The sequence below is a fragment of the Paenibacillus sp. FSL R5-0701 genome (assembly GCF_037973995.1).
Classification (GTDB): Bacteria; Bacillota; Bacilli; order Paenibacillales; family Paenibacillaceae; genus Paenibacillus.
Genome location: NZ_CP150230.1, coordinates 1,510,571 through 1,534,142, shown reverse-complemented (window position 1 = coordinate 1,534,142; position 23,572 = coordinate 1,510,571). Strand labels below are relative to the sequence as shown.

The following is a 23,572-nucleotide window of genomic DNA, read 5'->3' as shown; positions in this document are numbered from 1 at the left end:
ATGATGAACAGTGGCACAAAGCTACTCCGTTACGTTCAGTTGCTGGATTCAGCCCTGCCCATCGGTGGTTTCTCCCATTCCTTCGGTCTGGAAGCTTACACGCATGATGGCACCGTGCAAAATACCGCGCAGCTTGAACAGTTTATTCGCAGCCAGCTTCACTCCAGTCTTGTACGACTAGATGGTCTTGCCATCAAAGGCGTCTATCAGGCGATAAAACAACAAGATGCCGCTCTACTTGCCCTGTATGACAAACGTGTCCACGCCCAACGCTCCCCTCGGGAACTCAGGGAAAGCGGCCACAAGATGGGCAAGCGATTGCTCAAGCTCGCCCGTTCACTCTATCCATGGATGGACTTTTCCCTGATCGATGAGGCCATACGGGAATACGGCGCGTATTGCGGCATTACGACCATTCACGGTTATATCAACTATCAATTGGAGATTGAATTGGATGAAGCCGTTACCGGGCATCTGTATACCTCAGTGAACGCTTATGTGAACAGCGCACTTCGCCTGCTGCCCATCGGACAAACCGAAGCGCAGATGTTGATTCAGAAACTGCTTGATGATATCGAAGCGGAATGGGCGCTCATTCGGGAAAATGACCCGGAAGATATGCACAGCTTCGGAATCGCCCAGGAAATCTACGCCATGCGGCACGAGACCTTACCCGCGCGGTTGTTTATGTCTTAACTACAACTTTTATCTAACTTAGGAGGAATTGTTATGTGTGGAGGAGCTAATCATACGCATCATCCGGAGTGGGAACGTAAAGCATTTGATCGGAGTCGTCCGATGCGAATTGGAATTGGCGGACCGGTAGGTTCAGGTAAAACAGCCCTGGTGGAGAAGCTGTCCAAGGCACTGCGTACACGTTATAGCCTTGCTGTCATCACCAATGACATATACACCAAGGAAGATGCCGAAATCTTGCTGCGTCAGAATGCACTGGCACCAGAGCGCATTATCGGTGTAGAGACAGGCGGATGCCCGCACACGGCTATTCGTGAGGATGCCTCCATGAATTTCGAAGCGGTTGACGAGTTGATTGAACGTTTCCCGGATCTGCAACTGATCTTCATCGAGAGTGGCGGCGACAATCTCTCCGCTGCATTCAGTCCGGAACTGGCCGATGTGTTCATCTACATTATCGACGTTGCCCAAGGGGAGAAACTCCCTCGCAAAGGCGGTCCCGGAATCACACGTTCAGATCTGCTGTTAATCAACAAAACCGACCTCGCCCCTTACGTTGGTGCAAGCCTGGAAGTTATGAAAAATGATACCGAACGGGTACGCGAAGGCCGCCCTTATGTCATGTCTAATCTAATGAGCGGTGAAGGTGTATCCGAGATTGTCCACTGGCTTGAACATCAATATATGGATGACGATGCTTCCGCTGCACATCTGCATTCACACAGCCATGAACATGGCACTCACTCGCATTAATTCATCTTCTGTCCCCACGGAAACAGAGCTAAATGGGAATGAAAGTGCAGGTTCGCCCGTCACACGCCGCAGCGAGCTTCGGGCCACCTTTGCCTTTCAAGGCGACCGGACTGTCATGACTGATCGTTATTACAGCGCACCACTCCGGTTTAGCCGATCCTTTCGACCTCCCGGAGGCGGAACCGAATTATGTGTGTACACGTCAGACGTCTCGCCTGGAGTCCTTAACGGGGATCATTATCATTCCGAGTGGGAATTAGGTGAAGGCACCCATGTCATGCTGAGCAGCACATCTGCTACCAGACTCCATCCCACACCTTCCATTCCTTCATCCGTTAATCATCACTTTCGGTTGGGAAAAGGGGCCACGCTGGAATACTTCCCTGAATGCGTCATTCCCTTCAAGGGAAGTTCTTCTTCACTCGCTGTAACCTTTGAGCTGGAAGAACAGGCAATCCTGGCCTATGCAGATATCTGGTCTGCCGGACGGATTCATCGGGGAGAAGCGTTCCAATTCGAGCGTTACCGCAGCTTGACGGAGATATGGCAAGGTGAGCAACTGGCTGTCTGGGATCGATTCGGACTCGAACCGGATACCGATGATCCCAGACACTCAGCGTCCCTCCTTCACTACACACATACCGCTGCGTTATGGATGATTGCCCCGGGGCTTGGTACTGCGGAGTTGGAGCAAGTCAGATCTGCTCTGCCACCAGATGGACGAATGCTCGCAGGTGCAAGTTTGCTGGCAACCGGTGGAATCGGCGTTCGACTCCTTGGCATGGCAGCTTGGGAACTTCAGGAGCAGTGTCTTCAAATCTGGAATACACTCCGCCCCCATCTGCTGAGCAAAGAAACCCTCGTCTTTCGTAAATAAGGGCGTGAAGTAAGGATGGTTAACACAAAAACCTCTGAACTGTCTCCGAGTGTGTTCGGATTAGTCCAGAGGTTTTTGTACATTCAGTCTATGGATGCTGCTCATATCACTTACGCTTCGTTTTCCTCAGAATCGTTCTCTGACTTGTTCTCAGGTTTATAGCGATAGTCGCCTGCATCCTTGCTTTCCTTGGATTTGCGGTAACGGGTGAACTCAATATATTCGCTGATAAAAGACTGTTCCACAGTCGATAATTCACTTTCTTGGCAATTCAATTGCCGCAAAACGTCAAAAAAATAATCCTCCCGTTTTTCCCGAACCATCGCTTCCTTCGATGGACGTCCAATCATGAGCCAGTCGAGGCTCACATCAAAAAACGAAGCAATCTCAATTAATTTATTCGTACTCGGAATAGACTTGCCACGTTTCCAATCACCCAGATTGCCTGTGCTAATCTTCAGCTGTTGGCAGAAAGCCTTCTTGGTCATTCCTCGTTCGGCAATCAGGTGTTCAATTCGCTCATAGATCGACTGCATACAAGAACCGCCTTCCAACCGTAATAATCAACTCATCTGCTTGAATTATACCACATTATTCCTGAATGCTCAGCCTTTATATGCCTGGAACAGGATAAGGTATATCGTATAACACAAAGATAGACTCCCATGAATGATCATAGAAGTCTATCTTATATTGTTGCTGTGATGCGGTCGAGAGGACTCGAACCTCCACGGGTATACACCCACTACCCCCTCAAGATAGCGTGTCTGCCATTCCACCACGACCGCATATTCAATTGTAAAAATGGTGAGCCATGAAGGGCTCGAACCTTCGACACCCTGATTAAAAGTCAGGTGCTCTACCAACTGAGCTAATGGCTCTTGCTGTAAACTTCACCGGATGTGCCATGCTTCATTCTTGTCTATAAGAGCAATGACTTTGAGGATTACTCATCGAAAATGTAGATCTCATGAGGTGGTGAAGATATGACCCGTAGGGGATTCGAACCCCTGTTACCTCCGTGAAAGGGAGGTGTCTTAACCCCTTGACCAACGGGCCTTAATAACAAGTTGTCTTTCTTGGCGACAAGAATGAGTATACCACAGGACAATTTGAACTTGCAATACTTTTTTTGAAATTTATTTTTCAAGCCTTTTTGTCCATTGCATACTGTTCTTCAGAGGCCCGTTAATCGCCACCTCTCCTATTCATGCCAGTGTCATCACTGTGCAGGAAAAATGTAAATCATTCATTAAAACACTTACAAAAACTTACGTTCACTTATAATATTGCAAATCACATTAAAAATACTTATAATTAAAGTATCAGTATAAGTACGGTCATCCATACACTCGGAGGTGACATGTTTGTTTCAAGAAGAACGAATGCAGCTCATTGTTGAACATCTACGCAAACACAATCGCATCTCAGCCGATGATATTGTCGCCTTGTTTGATGTATCACGGGATACTGCACGCAGGGATCTGATTAAGCTTGAGGAACAGGATGCCATTATCCGAACACGTGGCGGTGCGATTCTCCCCCCTCCTCCGCAAGAATTCAGATCCTACAAAGACCGTTTACTCGATGTATCTGAGGAAAAGAGGGCCATCGGCAAACTCGCTGCGGCCATTGTAAGGGAAGGCGAGATTATTATTCTGGACTCTTCCACGACTGTGCAGGCCTGTGCCGAGAACTTAAACGGCAAATCCTGTACCGTCATTACTAATTCGATTCATTCCGCTGATCTTCTCTCCAATCACACTGCTGTCCAGATTCGTTTGCTCGGAGGCAAAGTAGACAAGGAACAACGTTATGTCTACGGTACCTCTGTTATCGAGACCCTCTCCCACTATTATGTAGATAAAGCCTTTATCGGAATTGGCGGTATCACCATGGATGGCTTCAGTGCTTCCGAAGAGGAAGGGAAAATTAAACACCAAATGATGAAAGCTGCCAAGAAAGTTGTTGTTCTTGCAGATCAATCCAAGTTTGATAGACGTTATGGTTATCGTTTTGCCGACTGGTCATTGGTGGATGTATTGATTACGGATCAATGGCCAACCAAAGAATGGCTTGTTTTTCTAGCCGAACAACAGGTTGAGATTCTCATTCCTGAACCTACAGATGATAAGGAGTTGTAAATTATGAAATTATTTGCCACAGATTTAGATGGAACTTTGTTGAACATTGATAGCCAGATTAGCCCGGAGAATGCCGCAGCCATCCAAAAGGCCCAGCAATCCGGTATGAAAGTTACCATTGCAACAGGACGTGTCTATTCCGATGTTGTGACCATCAGCCGCGAAGGCGGAATCAAAACCCCGATTATCGGCTCCAATGGAGCGACAATTCATGATGCAGACGGTGAACGTTTATTCCATCTTCCGCTCGAGCGTGACACAGCAGCTTCCGTCATGCAGTGGCTGGAAGATCATGATGTCTATTATGAGGCTTCAACGCAACAAGGCATCTATGCCCCGCGTAGCAGTTATGAGACCTTGCTCGCCGAGATGGAACGTGTTCTTGGTTCAAACCCTGGTGAGGACATTGCACGCATGATTCGCTCCATCAAGAAACACTATGACAAAAAAGACTACCACCGCGTAGACAGCCACCTCGAAATTCCGGCAGAAGCCTACATCTATAATATTATGGCCTTCTCCATGAATCCGGACAAAGTAAAGACTGGTCGAGAATACTTCGCTTCCCGATCCGATGTCGCCATGGTTGTATCCTTTGAGCATAACTTCGAAATGCAGCACCCGGACGTATCCAAAGGTAATGCCCTCACCAAACTGGCGGCTCACCTGAACATCTCCATGGAGGATACCGTAGCGATTGGCGATAACTTCAACGATGTCTCCATGTTAAAAATGGCAGGACTCGGCATCGCCATGGGTAATGGCGAACCCGAGATCCAGGCATTAGCCAAAGCCATAACGTTGACCAATGTGGAGCACGGTGTAGCCCATGCTATCGAGTGCCTGCTTGAAGGTAAACCGGTGTCCCGTCCAGAAACGATTGTCGGAGAAGGTCAGTAATTGAACCCATACTGAATTAAGTACTGAACCTGCATGGTCGCCTGTTGATCCATGCAGGTTCTCTTCATTTTAACTCCGCAGATCGAACGTGAGGCACGTCCTGTAACAAAATAATCAGTTGCTCACCCCGGTACGAACCCGGTAGTTGCAATGTGAACTCAAGCACAGTCTCTTCCACGGAGTCTGTGCTTGTTTGCTGTTCTGTCTTAAATCCGATGACTGATATCTTCTCCTGCCCCAGCAGTGCCAAAACAGTCTTCAGGGCCTCTCCCTCATTTTGCAGATGGATGGTTAACGTCTCTGTTCGGGCGGATACCAACCAGCGTGTGGGTCTATGCAGTAACATCTGTGCCACGACAATAAGCAGTGTCACGCCTGCACCCGTCCAATACAGACCTGAACCCACAGCAAGTCCCATGCCTGCCGTAGCCCATATGCCAGCCGCTGTGGTCAATCCCCTGACCGTGTGACGCTGTGTGAAGATCATCCCGGCTCCAATGAACCCCACACCGCTAACGACTTGTGCAGCAATCCTTGACGGATCAAGAGACAGATTGGCCCAGCCAGCCTGATCCTGGAATCCGTATTTGGATACAATCATCATCAGGGCAGCACCAACGGCCACCACAAAATGAGTACGAATCCCCGCCTCTTTCATTCGATTCTTGCGCTCATAACCGATTAGCACACCACATATTCCAGCTATGAGTACACGCATCAAATATTCCACTTCCATGCACATCACCTCTTTCATTATGTATATGCTTACATGAGTCTATCTTTACTATTACCCAATCTTTACATGACTAATAAAAAGCCTCTACTCAGGTCACTTCTCTGCCCGGAAATTTTCCCCTTGTCTCTTGCCCAATCCGAAATATTGTCTGAAATTATATATCAGCGGATGCCATTCCTCTGGATTAATCTTGTTCGGTCCAGATATTAGTCTTGTGTGCACGTGCACCTTCAACGCTTTCACTTCCACAATCGCCATGAACGGTGTATGTTCGGGAATACGTATGTGTTGTACAGCCGCCTCAATCTGGAGCGGACATTCAACTATTTTATCTGGTGCCACCTGAACCGAGCATTCAGATGTTAGTCCAGCTACAGTGAATTTATCATGACAATATTCATAGCCCATCTTCCTTTTCTCCTCAGGAACCGGTGTGACTCCCGTATAACGTCCTAATGCCTCAACCTGTCTCCACATGGTCGCATCTGGTAAATTAATCACACACTCCGGATGTCGACTCAGATTTTCATAGGCTTTGCCCTGTGTACCTAGACCGAGAACCAGACAATCCCCCAGCGCCCAAGACGAAGATAATGGTGACAGGTTGGTTGACCCATCCTCATTTAATGTGCTTAGCAGCAATACGGGCGTACCATAATATAAAATACTGGGATTAATCGTCTCATGTTGAATCACTGCTGGACTCGCGGACAACTGCTCTGTAGCAAAGTCCTGTTTCGTTATCTTTTTCATCCTGAACCTCTCCTGTTCCCATTCCGATGATATATAAGCTCAATCTGACCGTAGGACGATACAACTGGATTGTAATACAGTAATAGTTCAGATATGATCGAAGTATGAATGTATATCCGAATATTACTGTTATTGCGTCGTTAATCGCTGATCCAAGCCGCGCTATTTTTCTGTCATCCTTACTGGATGGCCGTGCGTTGCCCGCAGGAGAGCTTGCTCATATGGCAAGTGTCACTCCCCAGACGGCAAGCAGCCATCTAGCTAAACTCGTAGAGGGAGGATTACTCGAAGTTGAACAACAAGGACGCCATCGATACTACCGTCTTGCAAACAAAGAAATTGCTAATCTGATTGAAACGATGGCCAGTATTGCTCCACCTGTACAGATCCGCTCTCTCAAACAATCCGATCAGCTTCAACAACTGAGTCATGCACGGACCTGTTATGGTCATCTGGCCGGGAAATTGGGAATCTCGCTCTGTGAAGCCTTAATACAGAAGGGGTATCTTTCAGAGCCCGAAGAGGCACACAGCAAGGATTATCAAGTTACAGAGAAAGGAATACAGTGGTTCACTACGTTTGGAATTAAACTTCAGATGAAGCCAGGATCACGCCGGGCCATCGCTCGCAAATGTCTGGATTGGAGCGAACGCCGTCATCATCTCTCAGGTATACTTGGGGAACAACTCAGACATCGATTATCGGAACTGGACTGGATTCGTCAAAAAACAGGAAGTCGCTCTGTCGAAGTAACGGAAGCAGGCAAGAAAGGTTTATACGAGGTGTTGAGCATCACACTTTAAGCAGAAGCGTATACAAGGGATAACCAAAGATCAGTACACGCAAAAAATCCCCTTCACACTGACCGTTAACCGGTCTAATGTGAAGAGGATTTTTTGTCATTCAGAACGGAGAGAGAGGGGTACTCTCACTTCGTTCGAGACTGCGAAGTATTGCTAACGAAGCTTATGCTCCGACGAACCTTTAGGGTTCTCATCCCTTTGCAGAGAAGTTTAATTCAGAACGGAGAGAGAGGGATTCGAACCCTCGCACCGCTTACGCAGTCTAACCCCTTAGCAGAGGGTCCCCTTATAGCCACTTGGGTATCTCTCCAAGAAATGGCTCCCCGAACAGGGCTCGAACCTGTGACAACTCGATTAACAGTCGAGTGCTCTACCAACTGAGCTATCAGGGAAAATTAACTTGAATAAGACTAATCTATCATGATTAATAATCCAAGTCAACATGCCTTTCATCACTTTACTTACGCGTAGTGAACAATGCACACATCAGATATTCTGAAGGCCCAGCTTTCCCGCGCAACGACCACAACGGTAACGCTTCGGATCTATTTTCCGCTTGCGCAAATATTCCGTACCACAGCTCTTGCACACCAGCTTATAACGATATGGCAGCGGCTTTCTGCCTTTACCGTCAGGAAGTGATTGGCAGTAACGCGAGCCGCCTACCTTCTGCAATAAAGCCTTGAATTCCGGGTCACGATGCTGATAGCCGCGCCCACGAATATGCAGATGATAGTGACACAGCTCATGTTTGATGATTTTCTCAACCTCATCTCGCCCATAGGCTTCGAGTTGATGCGGATTGATCTCAATCCGGTGACTTTTGAGCATATAACGCCCACCTGTTGTGGTCAGGCGACTGTTAAACAACGCTTCATGGGTGAACGGCACTCCGAAATGATCCAGTGATACCTGTTCAATCCATTGTTGCAATTCCTCATTTTCCATCGGTATCCTCTCCTTGCACCCCCTCGGAGCATTTGTTTTTCCGGTATAATACTTGAATTTTAACCGTTTCGTAGGCTACACTGTCAAGTAGAATGTATGAGGGGAGATTATTACTCGTTATGCCTACAATGCGCTATGTCATCCTGCAGCAGGAACAACAATTGCAGTTCGTGGAAATGCCGGCAGATTACGCCTATCAACTCAGTGCGCTCAACCTGCGCCTGCACAAGGAAATTGATAAACTCACTGCAGCAGATGTCCCTGTCCTGCCTTGGGCGATCGCCGAATGTGACAGCCTCGATCTCCTAAACGAAAATCTTACTATCATCGGCGGCCTTGATTATATCAATGCGCTTGAAGAATCTTTTGCAGCACTACGTGAAAGCCATTATCCTTTGATTTCTCTACTTACCGAAATCCGGGCTCTCCAGGCCCAATTGGAACAGTGGTATGAAGAAGAGATGGAAGCTCTCTAATTCACCGCAGGTATCATTTTATAATGATGAGAACGAAAAGCACATCTCCCTGAATTGGGATTTGTGCTTTTGTGCTTTTTTTTGAGTGAACAAGATTGATTTGCCTGTGGCCTCCACTTATCCCGCACAGTCCAGGCTATTGCCACATATGCTAACGTACAGATGAATTATGCAAGAGGAGGAGATACCCTTGCCTCAATGGCTTTGCAATCAACTGATGCGTGCATTTCACAAAAAGGACAGCCGGCAAATCAAGTTGCTGAACGAATGCTGGTTCTTTTATCGCAATAAACCAGCAAATGGCACACCACGCAGCGCGGAGAACGAACTTTAAGAGGTTGTTCATAAAAGTCTGCTTTGGATTACGAAGGATGGCCTTTTGAACACGCTCTTTAAGAAAAAGCCATCATTATTCCCACCGTACTTACTAAAGGAATTAGAACGGACAACGGGAACATTACTGTCGACAACAAACAGCCTTCCTGGTTAGGGAAGGCTGTTCTCCAATCCTACTATTTAAGAAGACTGTTGCGCAGAAGCAGGCTTCTTCATCGTCAGGCCGACACGGCCTTTTTTGGTATCCACATTCATAACCCAGACCGTTACATTATCCCCGACAGATACAACATCCATCGGATGTTTAACATACCCGTTGCTGAGCTGTGAGATATGGACAAGCCCATCACTCTTGATCCCAATATCAACAAAGGCACCAAAATCAATAACGTTCCGAACCGTACCTTGCAACTCCATGCCTTCCACCAGATCCTCAATTTTCAATACATCTGTACGGAAGATTGGCAACGGCATTTCTTCACGCGGGTCACGACCCGGACGCTGCAAGCTGTCCAGAATGTCACGCAATGTAGGCACACCTACGTCCAGTTTCACAGCTAATTGCTCTGGCTGTTGCTCCGACAGTAACACCGACAGTTCCTTGCTTCCCAGCTTGTCCAGTGCAACCTGAAGCTCCTTGAACAGCAGATCCACCACCTTGTAGGACTCAGGGTGAATCGGTGTACGATCCAATGGATTCTCGCCCTCACCAATACGCATAAATCCTACGCACTGCTCATAGGTTTTGGCACCCAGACGTGGCACCTTCTGAAGCTGACGGCGGTTCGTGAACCGGCCATTCTCTTCACGGTACTTCACAATGTTTTTGGCAATCGTAGCGTTAACTCCAGCAACATATGACAGTAACGAAGGTGAAGCTGTATTCACGTCCACACCCACATGGTTAACTGCGGATTCGACGACAGCTTTCAAGCTTTCTTCGAGAATTTTCTGGGAAACGTCATGCTGATATTGACCCACGCCAATGGCTTTTGGATCAATCTTAACCAACTCCGCAAGCGGGTCTTGTACACGACGTGCGATGGAAGCTGCACTGCGCTCGGCAACATCCAGATCCGGGAACTCTTCCTGGGCCAGCTTGGATGCAGAATATACACTCGCGCCTGCTTCGTTAACAATCAGATACACAAGACTTTCATCACCGTTCTCCTGAATGATCTCGGCAACAAATTGTTCCGTTTCACGTGATCCGGTACCGTTACCAATGACGATCAGTCCGATATCATATTGCTTGATCATCCGATGGAATACTTCCGCAGCTTCACGTTTCTTGTTGTGTGGTGGCGTTGGATAGGTCACAGCCACTTCCAGCAGCTTGCCCGTATCATCTACTACAGCCAGTTTACAACCGGTACGATAGGCCGGATCGACACCCAGCACACGTTTGCCATGAATAGGCGGTTGAAGCAAGAGGTTACGCAGATTAGCCGAGAATACGGATATGGCCTGATTTTCACCCTTTTCCGTGAGTTCTCCACGAACTTCGCGCTCGATGGAAGGCGCAATCAGCCGCTTGTATGCATCTTCAATCACATCACGAAGGATATCCTGCACGGCAGAAGCACCACGAATGATCTGTCCTTCCATATGACGATGGGCAGGTTCTGCCTGTACGTCTAGGCCGACTTTCAGAATACTCTCACGTTCACCGCGATTAATTGCGAGAATACGGTGTGGAGGCATCTTTTTGGCTAATTCACGGTAATCATAATAATTCTCGTACACGGACTCCTCTTGAGCATCCTTCGCTTCTGAAGTCAGCATCCCATGATCCAAGGTGTAGCGACGAATCCAGGCACGAATGGCAGCATCGTCTGCAATATTCTCCGCCAGAATGTCTTTGGCTCCCTGAAGCGCCGATTCTGCATCTTCTACACCCAGTTCAGCATTGATATATTTCGCAGCTTCCTGGAGTGCATCTCCTTGTTTCGGTTGACCCCAGATCCATACAGCAAGGGGTTCAAGACCTTTTTCCTTGGCCACACTGGCACGTGTTTTACGCTTCTGACGGTAAGGTCGATACAGATCTTCCACTTCCTGCAGCTTCACAGCCTGCGTAATGGATTGCTTCAGTTCTCCGGTCAGCTTGCCCTGTTCCTCTATAATACGGATGACTTCCAATTTGCGATCCTCAAGATTGCGCAGATAAACAATGCGTTCTTCAATCGATCGCAGCTGGTTCTCATCCAGCTCTCCAGTCATTTCTTTACGGTAGCGGGCGATAAATGGAATCGTATTGCCTTCGTCCAGAAGCTCCGACGTGGTACGGACCTGCTTCAAGGACAGTGACAGTTCCTTGGCTACCTGTTTGATGATTCGTTCATGGCGTTCTGCCTTTATTGTTTCTTCATTGGGTTCCAGAACCGTTTCCTGTTCAGACAAAATAAATCCCTCTTTCCTTCCTGAATCGTTCGTTATAATCATTTCAGGGCAGCTTTGCTGCTGTAATTACAGTATAGTTGAACCATTTGTTTCTTCCACTCTACCCTATATTATCACAGAATCCCGTCCAGATTTCCATCAATCCGCAAGCATACAAGTTCTGACAGAATGATGTCATCCTCCAGCCTTCCCCAATACGTCAAAAAAAGACCGAAAAAACGTCAACACGACGCTCCTCGGTCCTTCCTTTTTTTAAAACTTTAAATAAAATAGCAATCTAATAGTGAAACTGCTCATTTACACGATAACGGAGAGGACAGAAAAAACCTGAAAAAGCGAAGCTACAAGCTTTCTTCAGAAAGCTACTTCGAAAGCATACACTCGCCTAAAAGCTTTCTGAAAGAAAGCTACATCGGAAGCATACGCTATCCCCGGATTTCCCCTTTGAGAAAAGAGAACCGAAAAATCTGGGGATAACAGCGATTGGAAGGTTGTTCTGTCATCGTAGTATCCGTGTAAATAAAATGTAGTTCACTTATCTAGACGCGCTCGAACCGGAACAGTTCGCTCAGATAGTCTCCTGATGTGCTGCCTACCGAAATACCGCCATACATGAGGGCATCGCCGGTAAAGGTCTCCGATCCGCCTTTCAGACGGTAATCCGCATTAGGATCTAATCCCTTCAGCTTCAAGCGCTGAAGTGGCGCATTAGGCTCAGAGAGCACGCGGAAGTAGAATACCACAGCTTCGCTTCCATCCGGTGCAATAAACATCCACGCTGTCTCATTGCCTTCAAACGGACTGAGCAAACGACGGAATGTTCCATATTGCACCGTTCCACGAATCTCTTTGTACAGCTCAACCTGGGCTTTCACGATGTCGTTCTCTTCCTCCGTGAATTTTGTCAGGTCCAGCTCGTACCCGAAGTTGCCCGACATCGCAACATGTCCCCGAATCTCAAGCGAAGTGATCCGGTTGACCTGATGATTCGGTACCGCTGAGATATGCGATCCCATCGAACTTACCGGGTATACAAGACTCGTACCGTATTGAATCCGCAGGCGGGATATAGCATCGGTGTTATCACTTGTCCACGTCTGTGGCATGTAATACAGCATACCTGGATCGAAGCGGCCACCCCCACCTGAACAACTCTCGAACAGAATGTTCGGGAACGCTGAAGTGATTCGTTCCATGACGTCATACAACCCGAGCATGTAACGATGCGCGGTCTCACGCTGTCTGTCTGCCGGAAGCAATGCGGAACCCACTTCCGTCATATTCCGGTTCATGTCCCATTTCACATAAGTGATTGGTGCAGAACCAAGTACGTCTGTTAACATGCGCACAATCTCATCACGTACATCCTGACGAGAGAAGTCGAGTACCAATTGTTGACGCCCTTCTGTCCGGCGACGATCAGGCACATGCAGACACCAGTCCGGGTGCGCACGATACAGCTCACTGTCTGGTGAGATCATCTCAGGCTCAAACCACAATCCAAACTGCATATCCAGACCTGTTACGCGGTTAGCCAGATCATCCAGTCCCTGTGGCAATTTGTTTTTATCTACAATCCAGTCGCCCAGCGAGGAGTTGTCACTGTCCCGATGTCCAAACCAGCCATCATCCAAGACAAACAGCTCAATACCCAGCTTCTGTCCGGCGCGAGCGATCTGCTCAATCTTGTCTGCATTGAATCCAAAGTAGGTTGCTTCCCAGTTATTGACCAGAACCGGACGTTCCGCATTGCGGAACTTACCACGCGCAAGACGCTCCCGATACAATTCGTGGTAGGACTGTGACATGCCGTCCAAACCTGCAGCCGAGTACACCATAACCGTCTCAGGTGTCTGGAACGTTTCTTGCGGCTCCAGCTTCCAGCTGAACTCGAACGGATTGATTCCGAGTGACACACGGGTGGTGTGGAACTGATCCACTTCAGCCTGTGCAGTGAAGCTACCACTATAGACGAGACTGAATCCATAAACTTCACCTTGGTCTTCATCCGTGCCTGGTGTCATCAGTGCAATAAAAGGATTCTGTTGGTGACTGCTTGAACCGCGACGGCTCTCAATCCCTTGCAGGCCTGACGCAAGCGGTCTGCGAACAATATCACGTTCCCGTGTCCATGCACCTGACAACTGCAACAATTCATAATCTGCATGCGGAAAATCAACAGATGAACTGAGCGCACGCGCCACATTCACTGAGGTAGCGCTCTCATTAACGATACGCATGGAGCGTGTAATCGCATTAAATGCCGTAAAGGCTGTATAGGAAAGCTCGATTTTGATACCCGCAACGCGGTCTTCCAACTCAATAACCAGCGTCTCTGCTTCTTCATCGGATTCAACATACGTTGCTGGCAAACCAGTAAGCGCTGTCTTTCCTTTGACCAATCGATGGCCTGTATACGTAAACTCCGAAACCGTCGAGCCATTCTCAAGTTCCAGTTGGATAGCCGGATTACGGAAATCACTCGTGCCATACACTGGCAATTCCACTGGCAACGTATCGAATGAGATCGTACGATCCTCTGGCACCGGGTTGGGGCTAAAGGACGCTCGTTCTGTCCGCACATGCAACCAGCTCAGATCGGTGTCGCGTAATTTTTTGCCATAATACAAATGCACCAAATATCCTGAGGGCAGTACCTGGAATACGTAACTGGCCTCGCGGGTCTGTAAATGAAACTGAAGTTTCTCTTGATTGATGTAAATGCTCATATGTCTCCTCCACTTCTATATATAGGTCTTTCGGGTAAACGGTTTCTCAGGTTTCATTATAGCGAAAAGATCGCCAATGTTCTACGCTTTCATCAAGCTTTAATCAAAAGAGCGCATAACAGCCCGAAGGATGTCATACGCTCTTTTGGTTACAGTCTGAATTCAGTGTGTTCCCTTACAGGAACATCCATTGCCAACGGACGGCAGGGCACCGTACAAGACGCTGGTTGCTGCCTTAAAAATCGATTAAACCAAGGCTGATCTGTAAGGCTTCGTTGACCAGTTTCATGGTCTCCTCGTCCAGATGGGTAATCTTGTCAGTCAGCCTCTGTTTATCAATCGTCCGTATTTGTTCGAGCAAAATAACCGAGTCCCGGTCAAAGCCGTGTGCCGCCGCATCAATTTCAACATGCGTTGGCAGCTTTGCCTTCTGGATTTGGGCGGTGATAGCCGCCACAATACAAGTTGGACTGAACCGGTTGCCGATATCATTCTGGATCACCAGAACCGGCCTGACTCCACCTTGCTCGGAACCGACAACGGGAGAAAGATCCGCAAAAAAAACGTCACCACGTTTTACGATCAATGTCTACACCCCGCTAACTAAGCGGTCCAGAGTGCTGTCCGCATCTTCCTCCGCATGAAAGGCTTCGGATGCCATGGTCAGATTAATTTTTGCCATCTCCATGTACCCTCGCTGCATCGTTTCACGGATGTAACGTTTCTTACGCTCCGTTAAATACAGCTTCATAGCCTGCCTAATCAATTCGCTGCGGTTGGAATTCTCCAGCGCTACGATGCCATCCACTTCCTGCAAAAGATAATCAGGTAAACTGATCATGATCCGCTTCGTGTTCTGCAAGTTGGCCACCTTTCTTCCACCCCCACAAACCTTTCGCCATTGTGAACCAGTATTACGTTTTTCCAGAACTTTTATACAAAGGAATATATATGCCCCGAGTATATCAAGTATGCTGTACTCCATTATAAACACGGGGAACAATATTCGTACAGACCAAACATCTCAATTCAGGAATTAAATCCTTACTGTCATACATAATTCGAGATGCTCCGACAGTTTTCCTTCTGTTCTGAAAAAAAGTTTATTGGTAATGACGTCCAGTTTACCTATCAGGATGTCAAAAGTGGATTGATTCTGGCGACTACTGCTTCCCCGCGGGTATATACCCGTGGAATGCGGTGCGCCATCATGCAGATCACTTCATATGCAATCGTACCGAGTTGGGATGCCACCTCGTCTGCGGTTATTACGCCACCAGACTGATGACCGATAAGGACAACCTCTTCGCCGACTTGAATTTCTTCCGCCTCTTCCGCGAAAGATTGTAACGACACCATACACTGATCCATGCAGATCGTACCGACGACAGGGACGCGGCGGCCGCGTACAAGCACTTGTGCTTTACCTGTCAGCATTCTGGAGAATCCGTCTGCATATCCGATCGGCAGGGTCGCTATTCGTTCATACCCTTGCGTAAAATAACGGGTTCCGTAACTGATCCCCCAATGGGGTGGCAGTGTTTTGACCAGAACCGCTTTTGTCTTCAGCGTCAATACCGGGGACAACTTCACCACCTGATGATTCACCTCAGCCGAAGGATACAGTCCGTACAGGCTTATTCCCACACGTACCATATCATAGGACAATTCCGGTGTATCAATGGCAGCGGCGCTGTTCGCCGTATGTATAATCGGGATGGAACATCCCTGATCCCTGAGCGCATGAACCACGCTTTGGAACCGTCTATACTGCTCCAGTGTATAGGTTTTGTCTTCTTCATCTGCTCTGGCAAAATGGGTAAACATGCCTTCCAGCATCACCTGATTGAGCGAAGCTACTTCCTCAATGAAAGCCAATGCCTCATCGCCAGGCAACAGACCTAATCGGCCCATGCCGCTGTCGATTTTAATATGAACCTTCAGTTGGTTAGCGAATGTGCTCGCATCCAGATGTCGAATGGCGTCAAGCACTTCCCTGCTGAACAGTGTGACGGTCACATCATGTTGCCATGCAACAGCGATCCCTTCAGGCGGCGTATAACCCAATACCAGAATTGGAATCGTAATCCCATGTTGTCGCAGTTCCAGAGCTTCGTCAAGAAAAGCCACACTTAAGTAATCCACACCCACTCGTTCCAGTTCTCTAGCCGTCTCCACCGCTCCATGTCCATAGGCATTGGCCTTCACACAGGCGAGGAATTTCATGCCCTGAGGCAATGCCTCGCGGAAAGCTTCTACGTTAGTACACAAATGATCCAAATTGATCTCCGCTTGGGTCGGCCGATATTGTCCTTGCACGTTAAGTCACCTTCTCTAATCATCTTAATCCGGCTCACGTCAGACTCCATCGTAATGCTCCAGCATGTGACTGTCAAATGAACCGAAGTTTCGCATTCAAAAACAGATGTAAGTTGCGCCGTTTGAGGAACAAATGCGAACACAGAAGAAGACCGATAAGCGAGATTGGCAGGGCAAAATTCCATTTTCCACCCCGGCAAAATCTGCTTATATCGATTATTTACCCGGTTCCCTCTGCGTAGAAGCGCGTTTTACATTATTGAGTGTATCTGGTAAGAAAAACGGCGCCAGATGAATACCTGTCTTACATCAAAACAAAGCACCGGAGAACAGGTCTCCGATGCTTCTTAGCATTCCTTATGTTTATGCTGCTATTCGTTCATTTGTTCAAAAATCATTTGCCTGACTCTTCCTGCATCGATGTTGCAATGCGTGCCATTTCGTTCTGAGGCAGGTCGGCACTGGTGATCCGATATTCTATGCCATCTGTCATCCATGTCAGAGTCTTCAATGCATCTCCGCTGATCATCCCCAGTGTGAATCCAAGATCTACTACACTGGATGGAGCAAGTGATACAGCTCGATCCTGTGGTCTGGCTTCGAATATCGTGTAATTATATGTTCCTTCATAACGAAGCATAACCGAATAGTCTCCCGCTTCTTCCAGAATCTGATCGTCCTTGAGCTGCACGCCTTCCGGCGCATAGGTCGGCTGAATTACGCCAAAGCTGTCTGCACCTTCCGGCTCTGCAAGCGTTGGTTCTTCGCCTTCCTGACCAGTTGCAGCACCTTCTGTACCTTGTTGCTCTGTGTCACCACCTACACCGGTCTGTCCATCAGTGACAGCTCCGTCAGGTTCAGGCGCAGTCTGAGGATTGGCAGGTTCTTTGGTGCTGTCCTCACCTGTTTGCTCCGCAGGAGCCACACCCGAATCTGTTCCTGTTTGGCCGCCTTTTTCTGTAGCAGCAGTCATGTTACGTTGCATATCAAAGGCATCTTTTTCAAATTCAGTCCCGAATTTGAAGGAGTCGAATTTCACATCAACCACAACATTGGCATTGGAGTCGGATACTTCCACCTGTTTAGGTGCATAATCACTTTTGTTCAGCCAGATTTTCTGTCTGACAAGTGCGTGTGTATTATAATTGGCAGCTACATCAAAAACATAGCTTTCCTTCTCGTCCGCAAACTGACGGGTTGTATCCCCCGTAATGCTCCGAATCAATGTTTCATAGAGATATACCTGTCCCTGATTATCTGGCCAATTGCTCTGAAAACGGAAGCTTTTGTTCTGGCTGGGCGTCAGAACAAACACACCTTCATCGTTACGCAGTACAATCTGTGTTACATCCTTTTTGGCATTCGTTAACGCAATACGATAATAGGAAGGCTTCTGATGCCATACCTCGACCTTGTACTGCTGCGGCGTATCTCCGGTATGCAGCGTCATCACGCCTGCCCCCTGGTAACTTTCCATCTCTCCTACGACTTCGTTCAGATCTTTGACCACAGCTGCCGCATCCTTCTTCCCGCAGGCGGCAAGCAAGACCGATAAGACCAATACCATGGCAAGCATCCATGATATTCGGCGCATGACATCATCCCCTTTAGCACATGTTTTCACTTCAGGATTGTGCTTGCAGCAGAACCCCTACTTGATTAGTACATGTTATGAGGGACTTGTTCGATATATGCGGACTAGTTTGACAAGCAATCGGTGAAGTCCGTTAATACGGCATTGCTACGCAAAATCAGTCTCGGGGAGGATGTTAACTTTATCCAGAAAAGGCATGATAAATTGTAGAAAAACTATTCATTTCATTGACAGACCTTTGTCTTATTCTTGTTTGCGAAATCACATAATATTCTGAATATTGGGAGGCCAAAGGTATGGTGAAAACAAAACTTCGCACATCACTGGAAGGACTGGATGAATTCATCGACGAGCAGCTTCAACTATGGAATGGTGTCGGCACGGCGGTGGCTGTGATTCATAAGGATGAAGTCGTCTGGCAAAAAGGCTACGGTTATCGTGACCTGGAGTCCAAACTTGAAGTTACCTCGAATACACTTTTTGCTATAGGTTCAAGTACCAAAGCCTTTACCGCAGCAACCGCTGCTCTGCTTGTAGATCAGGGGATACTGGATTGGGATACCCCTGTGAAGTCGTATATGAAAGATTTCCGGATGTTCGATCCGGTAGCAACAGAACATATAACTATTCGCGACATGCTGTGTCATCGTTCGGGTCTTCCAAGGCATGAGTTGGTATGGTACAACTCTCCGCGTACAAGAGAAGAACTAGTTCGTACATTACAGTACCTGGAGCCAAATCAGGATTTCCGAAACAAATGGCAGTATCAGAACCTAATGTACATGACGGCAGGTTATCTGGTTGGACAGCTCAATGAAACTTCGTGGGAGCAGATGGTTCAGAAGTCCCTATTTAATCCGCTGGGTATGAACTCAAGTCTGTTCTCTGTTGAAAAAATGCAACTTCAACCTGACTATGCTTACCCTTATATGGAGAAGGATGGTCAGAATACTAGAATACCTTTCCGAGCCATTGATGCCATAGGACCTGCTGGTTCCATTAACAGTAATCTAGTCGATATGATTGCATGGCTTCAATTCCAGCTGCATCAAGGTCAATGGGAAGGATCATCACTCATATCTAAAGAACAGATGAAGATTATGCATAGTCCTCAGATGCCTAGTGATTCGCCATTCATAAGCCATGAACTGCCTGTGAGTACATATGGTCTGGGTTGGATGATTGAGCCTTATCGTGGTCATGCCATGATTCATCATGGTGGGGCTATTGATGGCTTTGCATCACAAGTCGCCTTTTTGCCAGAGGAGCAGATTGGAATCGTGGTTCTGAGCAATACCAACGGAAGTATAATTCCGTATACGGTTGCTTTTCATATCATGGACCGACTACTTGGATTGGAGCCCGTCAATTGGAGTTCCAAATTGAGCAAATTAATGGGGGAAGAACCGTCAGAACCAGAGACTAATCCGGAAAATTCTTCGGATTTAACTATTCATCCAGAAACTGATGTTAAGGAAAAAATTGAAGAACCTCACATTACACCTTGTGATCGTCCTTACACCGCTTATGCGGGTATTTACACGCATCCTGGTTATGGCGAGATGTCTATTAAGGAAACATCGGACGGGTTACAAGCAACCTTTAACGCCATCGAAATGCCCATGGAATACACCGGGAAAGATACGTTCTCCGTCGAATTTGTGTTATTCGGTCTGAAGATCACGTATACGTTTACCCTCAATGAATCTTCAGAAGTTGCTCAATCCATCTCCATTCCTTTGTTGCTTGAACCGGGTACAAAGCCTATTGAATTCATCAGGGTTTCGTAAATGATCTGAACTGGTGAACGCCCGATTCATTCCCGTTGTGGTAGTCGTTCCTACCTACCACAACGGAATATACACTGGGTAACTCGTATCCTCTTTCTCGGCACCAGGTCTTCTCTTCACCCACAATCTGCGCAGATCAGGCAGACCATACCCCGCAAGACGATAATCTCGCAACGAATCATGATGGGCGTGTTCTTCCTTGAAGCTGTATGTGGGCAGAAGCAACGCCTCCTGAATCAGTCGATCTTCTAGCCGAATCAATCTACTCAACCGCTCCGCAGGTTCCTGGATCATGACCACTCGTCCACATTCCTGTTCCAGTTCATGTCTCCAGTGATCATTCATCGCAATCAGGAATAACGTGTTCTGGAAGGTGTACATCGTCACGAGACTCAGCACAACATGATCATTGAAGATTTCTCCTGTATAGATCAGATCACAATCCCCGAACCCATCTTGATAGACTGCATAGATCGGGTCTCCCTGCATAATGTTGATATGTAGGCCAATCTGTTTACTTCTCTCTGCAAACCAGACCATATCTGCCTCCATCTTCTCGCCTTCTTCCACCCACAGACTTAAACTCTGCCCTTGATAAGAGCTATGACGCAATAATGCTGAGGCCCGCGCCAGTGAGGTCTCTACGGAAAGTTCAGGTACAGGTGTGACCGAACCATCCGGTTGTTCCGATTGCTGTTTCCATGGCTCCCCTTGATCTGAACCCACCTTTAAAGGTTGCTGTACTCGTCCTCGAATCAGACTATAAGCAGCCTGCGTGTTCGTGCTTCCGAGCGCTTGCGACAACTCTTGCGCATTCAATAGCTGTTGAACAGCCCGGCGAAAATTCACATCATGCTGCGGCCCTTCCTTTTGCATATTAAACGTCATATACATGCCACCCTGCATCTCATGCTGCACGGCACGAGGCTCCGCATCCGGAAATATATTATGCTTGATGACGGACTCCACCCTCCCAGAATGGGGAAGTTGCCATATTTCAACGCGGTCAATATAGGCTCGGCCTCGGAAGTAGGAAGGGAAGACTTCCAACACAAGCAGCTTGGAATCATGACGCGTCAACCGATAAGGTCCTGTTCCAATCGGATGGAGCGGATTCATCTCCACATCTCTAGGCAAGATCGATGCAGACATACTACTCATCAGATCCGGGAACATGAAGTTTGGCTTGTTTAACACAAAACGTACAGTCAATTCGTCCAACGTCTCTACGCGCTCAATAGATCCAAACAGAGGCCTGCACGGGTTACTATTGTCAGAGATAATGCGATCAAAGGTAAACTTGACGTCCTCTGCATCCAGTATCCTTCCATGATGAAAAGGTATGCCTTTGTGCAGATAAAAGGTCCATTCCCTTCCATCTACATGACTCTCCCATGCTATAGCCAGACTTGGCTCGCATACTTGGCGTTCAGCATGATAACAGACCAAACGATCAAAGACTTCTGCAATGATGAAAACTTCTCCCCACATCCCTGTCTGCGTTGGATCGAGAGTCTTAAAAGGTGTATTCTGCGGAATCCGCAATGTATCCACTCGTCCTCTGTCCCCTTTATTCGAACGCAGACCGAATTGATGCTGCATTTGCTGCATCAGATGTTCTCTCATCGTAATTGGCAAGGCGGCAGCCAGTTCATAGGCGTCCTCCATCCTGTTCCCATCCAGGAGATGGCCAAATCGTTCACGCGCCACTTCAAGCAACGGGACACAAAATACCAGCATCGATTTTTTGCCTCTTCCGCGTTGCGGGTTCCACCTGACCCATCCGTTCTCCTTGAATTTGTTCATAATGAGGTTCATGTTGCGCATGGTACAACATGATAGATCAGCGAGTTCACCTACCGTTGTATGTACTTCTTGTTCATCATGTACATGTGGAAAGTTTAATCGCAGTTGAATGTAATGTTCTGATATGTCCATATATGCCCTACCTTCTGCTAAAATACGAAATCCATCCGGATGCTTCTACAGTTTTTCTTCAGGTTTTCCTCCATTATACTCAGTAACATCAACATGACCAGTGGGAAGGAAGAAAAACGACTTATGAAATACGCCGATCTGCACCTGAACATCAGGATACGTATCATTACTGATTTTTTCACCGATCTGACCCAGAAGTCCATCATTCCATTCATGGCGATCTATCTGAGTGTTCAGATTGGCGCAGGTTTGGCGGGGTTATTGCTGACGGTCAATATTGTAGCTTCCATGATTGTGGGATTGTGGGCAGGATATTGGTCTGACCGGATTGGACGGAAGAAGTTAATGGTGATCGCACAAAGTCTCCAGGTCATGGCTCTACTCGGCTTGGCCATCGCCAATTCGCCGTGGATGGATTTAATCATTGTCACTTGTCTCATGTTTCTGCTCAGCAGTCTCAGTTCAGGGATTACCGTGCCGATTGCTAATGCCATGATTGTTGATGTAAGCAGTGAACATGAACGTCATTATGTATATGGATTGCAATATTGGACAACAAACGTTGCTGTAACTTTTGGTGCACTGATGGGCGGGCTATTTTTCGAATCATTTCGTTTCCTATTGTTCAGTCTGGTATGCCTTGAAAGCCTGGTTACCCTGTTTATTTTGATCTTTATGATTCGTGAAACAATGGATAAACGTGTACTTGGTTATGGCGATGCTCCCATCCAGAGGAACATACTGAAAACGTATTGGGCGGTCTTTCAGGACAAACGTTTCATGATATTTTTCACGGCTACTGTACTTGCAGTCTCCCTGGAATTTCAGTTGGATAAATACATTGCTGTTCGTCTAAAAAATGAATTCACCGCCCAACTGTTCGGCTCAGATATCTCAGGTCTGCATATGTTCAGCCTGATCATGGTCATTAACACCGTACTGGTCGCCTTGGTTGCCATTCCATTCTCCAGATGGATAGGTCGCTTCCAGTCCCGATCTATTATGACTGTCGGTATGCTCCTCTATACCGCAGGTTTCACCGTACTGGCTTTCAGCAACTGGGCCTGGTTACTCATCTCATCCGCTATATTGCTAACCATTGGAGAGTTGATGTACGCCCCTGTTCGTCAGGTCATGCTTGCGGGTATGATTCCAGATTCGGACCGTGCTGCCTATATGGCTGCTGACGGGATGAGTTACAACGCCGCTGCCCTCCTCGGCAGTCTCGGGTTAACCATTGGAGCCTTTCTGCCCTCCTATGCGATGGCTGGTCTGTATATCCTGATGGGGCTTGGAGCGCTCGTCTTTTTCCGAATGATACTTCGGAAGGCTGAGAAACAGAATCAACCTCTGCCGTGTGCAGATGCATCTTGATTT

22 protein-coding genes and 5 tRNA genes are annotated in these 23,572 nt (G+C 47.5%); 11 read left to right on the top strand and 16 right to left on the bottom strand.

The window, feature by feature from the left end; genetic code table 11:
• Genes MKZ13_RS06890 through MKZ13_RS06880 form a run of 3 tightly spaced genes read left to right on the top strand, consistent with a single transcriptional unit; the run spans nucleotide 1 to nucleotide 2,326 of the window.
• On the top strand, nucleotides 1-696 hold the full coding sequence (locus MKZ13_RS06890; RefSeq protein WP_083677315.1) for an urease accessory protein UreF: 696 nt from the start codon (nucleotides 1-3) through the stop codon (nucleotides 694-696).
• Between the two features lie 33 nt (nucleotides 697-729).
• Entirely contained in the window at nucleotides 730-1,449 is a 720-nt protein-coding gene (gene ureG, locus MKZ13_RS06885) for an urease accessory protein UreG (protein ID WP_017690021.1), read from the top strand.
• Nucleotides 1,367-2,326: an urease accessory protein UreD gene (locus MKZ13_RS06880; RefSeq protein WP_339182789.1), complete on the top strand. Its 960-nt coding sequence runs from the start codon at nucleotides 1,367-1,369 to the stop codon at nucleotides 2,324-2,326. The genes ureG and MKZ13_RS06880 overlap by 83 nt, the downstream gene beginning before the upstream one ends.
• A gap of 110 nt (nucleotides 2,327-2,436) precedes the next feature.
• Here the strand turns inward: MKZ13_RS06880 and MKZ13_RS06875 are convergent, their stop codons facing one another.
• The 4 genes from MKZ13_RS06875 to MKZ13_RS06860 all read right to left on the bottom strand — a co-directional run bounded on the left by MKZ13_RS06875 (nucleotide 2,437) and on the right by MKZ13_RS06860 (nucleotide 3,385).
• Nucleotides 2,437-2,862: a helix-turn-helix transcriptional regulator gene (locus tag MKZ13_RS06875; RefSeq protein WP_036610863.1), complete on the bottom strand. Its 426-nt coding sequence runs from the start codon at nucleotides 2,860-2,862 to the stop codon at nucleotides 2,437-2,439.
• Nucleotides 2,863-3,031: 169 nt separating this feature from the next.
• A tRNA-Leu gene (locus MKZ13_RS06870) sits at nucleotides 3,032-3,114 on the bottom strand.
• A gap of 17 nt (nucleotides 3,115-3,131) precedes the next feature.
• Nucleotides 3,132-3,207, bottom strand: a tRNA-Lys gene (locus MKZ13_RS06865).
• Nucleotides 3,208-3,313: 106 nt separating this feature from the next.
• Nucleotides 3,314-3,385: transfer RNA gene (locus MKZ13_RS06860), tRNA-Glu, on the bottom strand.
• A 308-nt stretch (nucleotides 3,386-3,693) separates the two neighbouring features.
• On the opposite strand from MKZ13_RS06860, the gene MKZ13_RS06855 reads away from it, so the two are divergent.
• Nucleotides 3,694-4,470, top strand: a complete 777-nt coding sequence (locus MKZ13_RS06855; protein ID WP_047842021.1) for a DeoR/GlpR family DNA-binding transcription regulator — start codon at nucleotides 3,694-3,696, stop codon at nucleotides 4,468-4,470.
• Nucleotides 4,471-4,473: 3 nt separating this feature from the next.
• Nucleotides 4,474-5,370 (top strand): Cof-type HAD-IIB family hydrolase, encoded by an 897-nt coding sequence (locus tag MKZ13_RS06850; RefSeq protein ID WP_339182787.1) that lies wholly within the window; start codon nucleotides 4,474-4,476, stop codon nucleotides 5,368-5,370.
• A 64-nt stretch (nucleotides 5,371-5,434) separates the two neighbouring features.
• Here the strand turns inward: MKZ13_RS06850 and MKZ13_RS06845 are convergent, their stop codons facing one another.
• Both MKZ13_RS06845 and MKZ13_RS06840 read right to left on the bottom strand, forming a co-directional pair.
• Complete coding sequence (locus tag MKZ13_RS06845) at nucleotides 5,435-6,106, bottom strand: MgtC/SapB family protein (protein WP_091033649.1); 672 nt, start codon at nucleotides 6,104-6,106, stop codon at nucleotides 5,435-5,437.
• 93 nt (nucleotides 6,107-6,199) lie between these two features.
• Nucleotides 6,200-6,859, bottom strand: a complete 660-nt coding sequence (locus MKZ13_RS06840; protein ID WP_339182786.1) for a flavin reductase family protein — start codon at nucleotides 6,857-6,859, stop codon at nucleotides 6,200-6,202.
• 104 nt (nucleotides 6,860-6,963) lie between these two features.
• Here MKZ13_RS06840 and MKZ13_RS06835 point away from each other — a divergent pair, with 104 nt between their 5' ends.
• Entirely contained in the window at nucleotides 6,964-7,662 is a 699-nt protein-coding gene (locus MKZ13_RS06835; protein WP_339182784.1) for a winged helix-turn-helix domain-containing protein, read from the top strand.
• A gap of 221 nt (nucleotides 7,663-7,883) precedes the next feature.
• Here MKZ13_RS06835 and MKZ13_RS06830 read toward each other — a convergent pair.
• From MKZ13_RS06830 to MKZ13_RS06820, 3 genes are all read right to left on the bottom strand, one after another.
• Nucleotides 7,884-7,972, bottom strand: a tRNA-Ser gene (locus MKZ13_RS06830).
• 6 nt (nucleotides 7,973-7,978) lie between these two features.
• A tRNA-Asn gene (locus MKZ13_RS06825) sits at nucleotides 7,979-8,054 on the bottom strand.
• A 94-nt stretch (nucleotides 8,055-8,148) separates the two neighbouring features.
• Complete coding sequence (locus MKZ13_RS06820; RefSeq protein WP_036669054.1) at nucleotides 8,149-8,610, bottom strand: SprT family protein; 462 nt, start codon at nucleotides 8,608-8,610, stop codon at nucleotides 8,149-8,151.
• Between the two features lie 119 nt (nucleotides 8,611-8,729).
• Between MKZ13_RS06820 and MKZ13_RS06815 the strand changes: the two genes are divergently transcribed.
• Nucleotides 8,730-9,086 (top strand): hypothetical protein, encoded by a 357-nt coding sequence (locus MKZ13_RS06815; protein ID WP_017690032.1) that lies wholly within the window; start codon nucleotides 8,730-8,732, stop codon nucleotides 9,084-9,086.
• Between the two features lie 190 nt (nucleotides 9,087-9,276).
• Complete coding sequence (gene cmpA / locus MKZ13_RS06810) at nucleotides 9,277-9,420, top strand: cortex morphogenetic protein CmpA (protein ID WP_017690033.1); 144 nt, start codon at nucleotides 9,277-9,279, stop codon at nucleotides 9,418-9,420.
• Between the two features lie 182 nt (nucleotides 9,421-9,602).
• Here cmpA and MKZ13_RS06805 read toward each other — a convergent pair whose 3' ends face one another.
• The 5 genes from MKZ13_RS06805 to alr form a co-directional block, all read right to left on the bottom strand.
• Entirely contained in the window at nucleotides 9,603-11,825 is a 2,223-nt protein-coding gene (locus MKZ13_RS06805; protein WP_339182781.1) for a Tex family protein, read from the bottom strand.
• Between the two features lie 539 nt (nucleotides 11,826-12,364).
• Nucleotides 12,365-14,554, bottom strand: a complete 2,190-nt coding sequence (locus MKZ13_RS06800; protein WP_339182779.1) for an alpha-galactosidase — start codon at nucleotides 14,552-14,554, stop codon at nucleotides 12,365-12,367.
• Between the two features lie 235 nt (nucleotides 14,555-14,789).
• Nucleotides 14,790-15,140 (bottom strand): type II toxin-antitoxin system PemK/MazF family toxin, encoded by a 351-nt coding sequence (locus MKZ13_RS06795; protein WP_024630714.1) that lies wholly within the window; start codon nucleotides 15,138-15,140, stop codon nucleotides 14,790-14,792.
• Between the two features lie 3 nt (nucleotides 15,141-15,143).
• Complete coding sequence (locus MKZ13_RS06790) at nucleotides 15,144-15,425, bottom strand: ribbon-helix-helix protein, CopG family (RefSeq protein WP_017690037.1); 282 nt, start codon at nucleotides 15,423-15,425, stop codon at nucleotides 15,144-15,146.
• A gap of 260 nt (nucleotides 15,426-15,685) precedes the next feature.
• The gene (gene alr, locus MKZ13_RS06785; protein ID WP_339182777.1) at nucleotides 15,686-16,873 is read right to left on the bottom strand and encodes an alanine racemase; all 1,188 of its coding nucleotides are present in this window, start codon (nucleotides 16,871-16,873) and stop codon (nucleotides 15,686-15,688) included.
• A 133-nt stretch (nucleotides 16,874-17,006) separates the two neighbouring features.
• On the opposite strand from alr, the gene MKZ13_RS06780 reads away from it, so the two are divergent.
• A complete protein-coding gene (locus MKZ13_RS06780) occupies nucleotides 17,007-17,168 on the top strand; it encodes a hypothetical protein (protein ID WP_339182775.1) in 162 nt (53 codons plus the stop codon).
• 99 nt (nucleotides 17,169-17,267) lie between these two features.
• On the opposite strand, the gene MKZ13_RS06775 is transcribed toward MKZ13_RS06780, so the two are convergent.
• A complete protein-coding gene (locus MKZ13_RS06775; protein WP_339182773.1) occupies nucleotides 17,268-18,467 on the bottom strand; it encodes a DUF4367 domain-containing protein in 1,200 nt (399 codons plus the stop codon).
• A 296-nt stretch (nucleotides 18,468-18,763) separates the two neighbouring features.
• Between MKZ13_RS06775 and MKZ13_RS06770 the strand changes: the two genes are divergently transcribed.
• Nucleotides 18,764-20,257, top strand: coding sequence for a serine hydrolase (locus MKZ13_RS06770; protein WP_339182771.1), 1,494 nt, complete (start codon nucleotides 18,764-18,766; stop codon nucleotides 20,255-20,257).
• A 54-nt stretch (nucleotides 20,258-20,311) separates the two neighbouring features.
• Here MKZ13_RS06770 and MKZ13_RS06765 read toward each other — a convergent pair whose 3' ends face one another.
• Nucleotides 20,312-22,195 carry an ABC transporter substrate-binding protein gene (locus MKZ13_RS06765; RefSeq protein WP_339182769.1) on the bottom strand — a complete coding sequence of 628 codons (1,884 nt, stop codon included), beginning with the start codon at nucleotides 22,193-22,195 and terminating at the stop codon, nucleotides 20,312-20,314.
• 123 nt (nucleotides 22,196-22,318) lie between these two features.
• Between MKZ13_RS06765 and MKZ13_RS06760 the strand changes: the two genes are divergently transcribed.
• Nucleotides 22,319-23,569 carry an MFS transporter gene (locus MKZ13_RS06760; RefSeq protein ID WP_339182767.1) on the top strand — a complete coding sequence of 417 codons (1,251 nt, stop codon included), beginning with the start codon at nucleotides 22,319-22,321 and terminating at the stop codon, nucleotides 23,567-23,569.
• Nucleotides 23,570-23,572 lie beyond the last annotated feature (3 nt).

Coding starts and splice junctions, on each gene's coding strand:
- MKZ13_RS06780 (WP_339182775.1), top strand. CDS start 17,007: ATGCGAACACAGAAGAAGACCGATAAGCGAGATTGGCAGGGCAAAATT.
- MKZ13_RS06840 (WP_339182786.1), bottom strand. CDS start 6,859: ATGAAAAAGATAACGAAACAGGACTTTGCTACAGAGCAGTTGTCCGCG.
- MKZ13_RS06815 (WP_017690032.1), top strand. CDS start 8,730: ATGCCTACAATGCGCTATGTCATCCTGCAGCAGGAACAACAATTGCAG.
- MKZ13_RS06770 (WP_339182771.1), top strand. CDS start 18,764: ATGGTGAAAACAAAACTTCGCACATCACTGGAAGGACTGGATGAATTC.
- MKZ13_RS06800 (WP_339182779.1), bottom strand. CDS start 14,554: ATGAGCATTTACATCAATCAAGAGAAACTTCAGTTTCATTTACAGACC.
- MKZ13_RS06835 (WP_339182784.1), top strand. CDS start 6,964: ATGAATGTATATCCGAATATTACTGTTATTGCGTCGTTAATCGCTGAT.
- MKZ13_RS06890 (WP_083677315.1), top strand. CDS start 1: ATGATGAACAGTGGCACAAAGCTACTCCGTTACGTTCAGTTGCTGGAT.
- MKZ13_RS06845 (WP_091033649.1), bottom strand. CDS start 6,106: ATGGAAGTGGAATATTTGATGCGTGTACTCATAGCTGGAATATGTGGT.
- MKZ13_RS06850 (WP_339182787.1), top strand. CDS start 4,474: ATGAAATTATTTGCCACAGATTTAGATGGAACTTTGTTGAACATTGAT.
- MKZ13_RS06820 (WP_036669054.1), bottom strand. CDS start 8,610: ATGGAAAATGAGGAATTGCAACAATGGATTGAACAGGTATCACTGGAT.
- ureG (WP_017690021.1), top strand. CDS start 730: ATGTGTGGAGGAGCTAATCATACGCATCATCCGGAGTGGGAACGTAAA.
- MKZ13_RS06765 (WP_339182769.1), bottom strand. CDS start 22,195: ATGGACATATCAGAACATTACATTCAACTGCGATTAAACTTTCCACAT.
- MKZ13_RS06775 (WP_339182773.1), bottom strand. CDS start 18,467: ATGCGCCGAATATCATGGATGCTTGCCATGGTATTGGTCTTATCGGTC.
- MKZ13_RS06875 (WP_036610863.1), bottom strand. CDS start 2,862: ATGCAGTCGATCTATGAGCGAATTGAACACCTGATTGCCGAACGAGGA.
- MKZ13_RS06760 (WP_339182767.1), top strand. CDS start 22,319: ATGAAATACGCCGATCTGCACCTGAACATCAGGATACGTATCATTACT.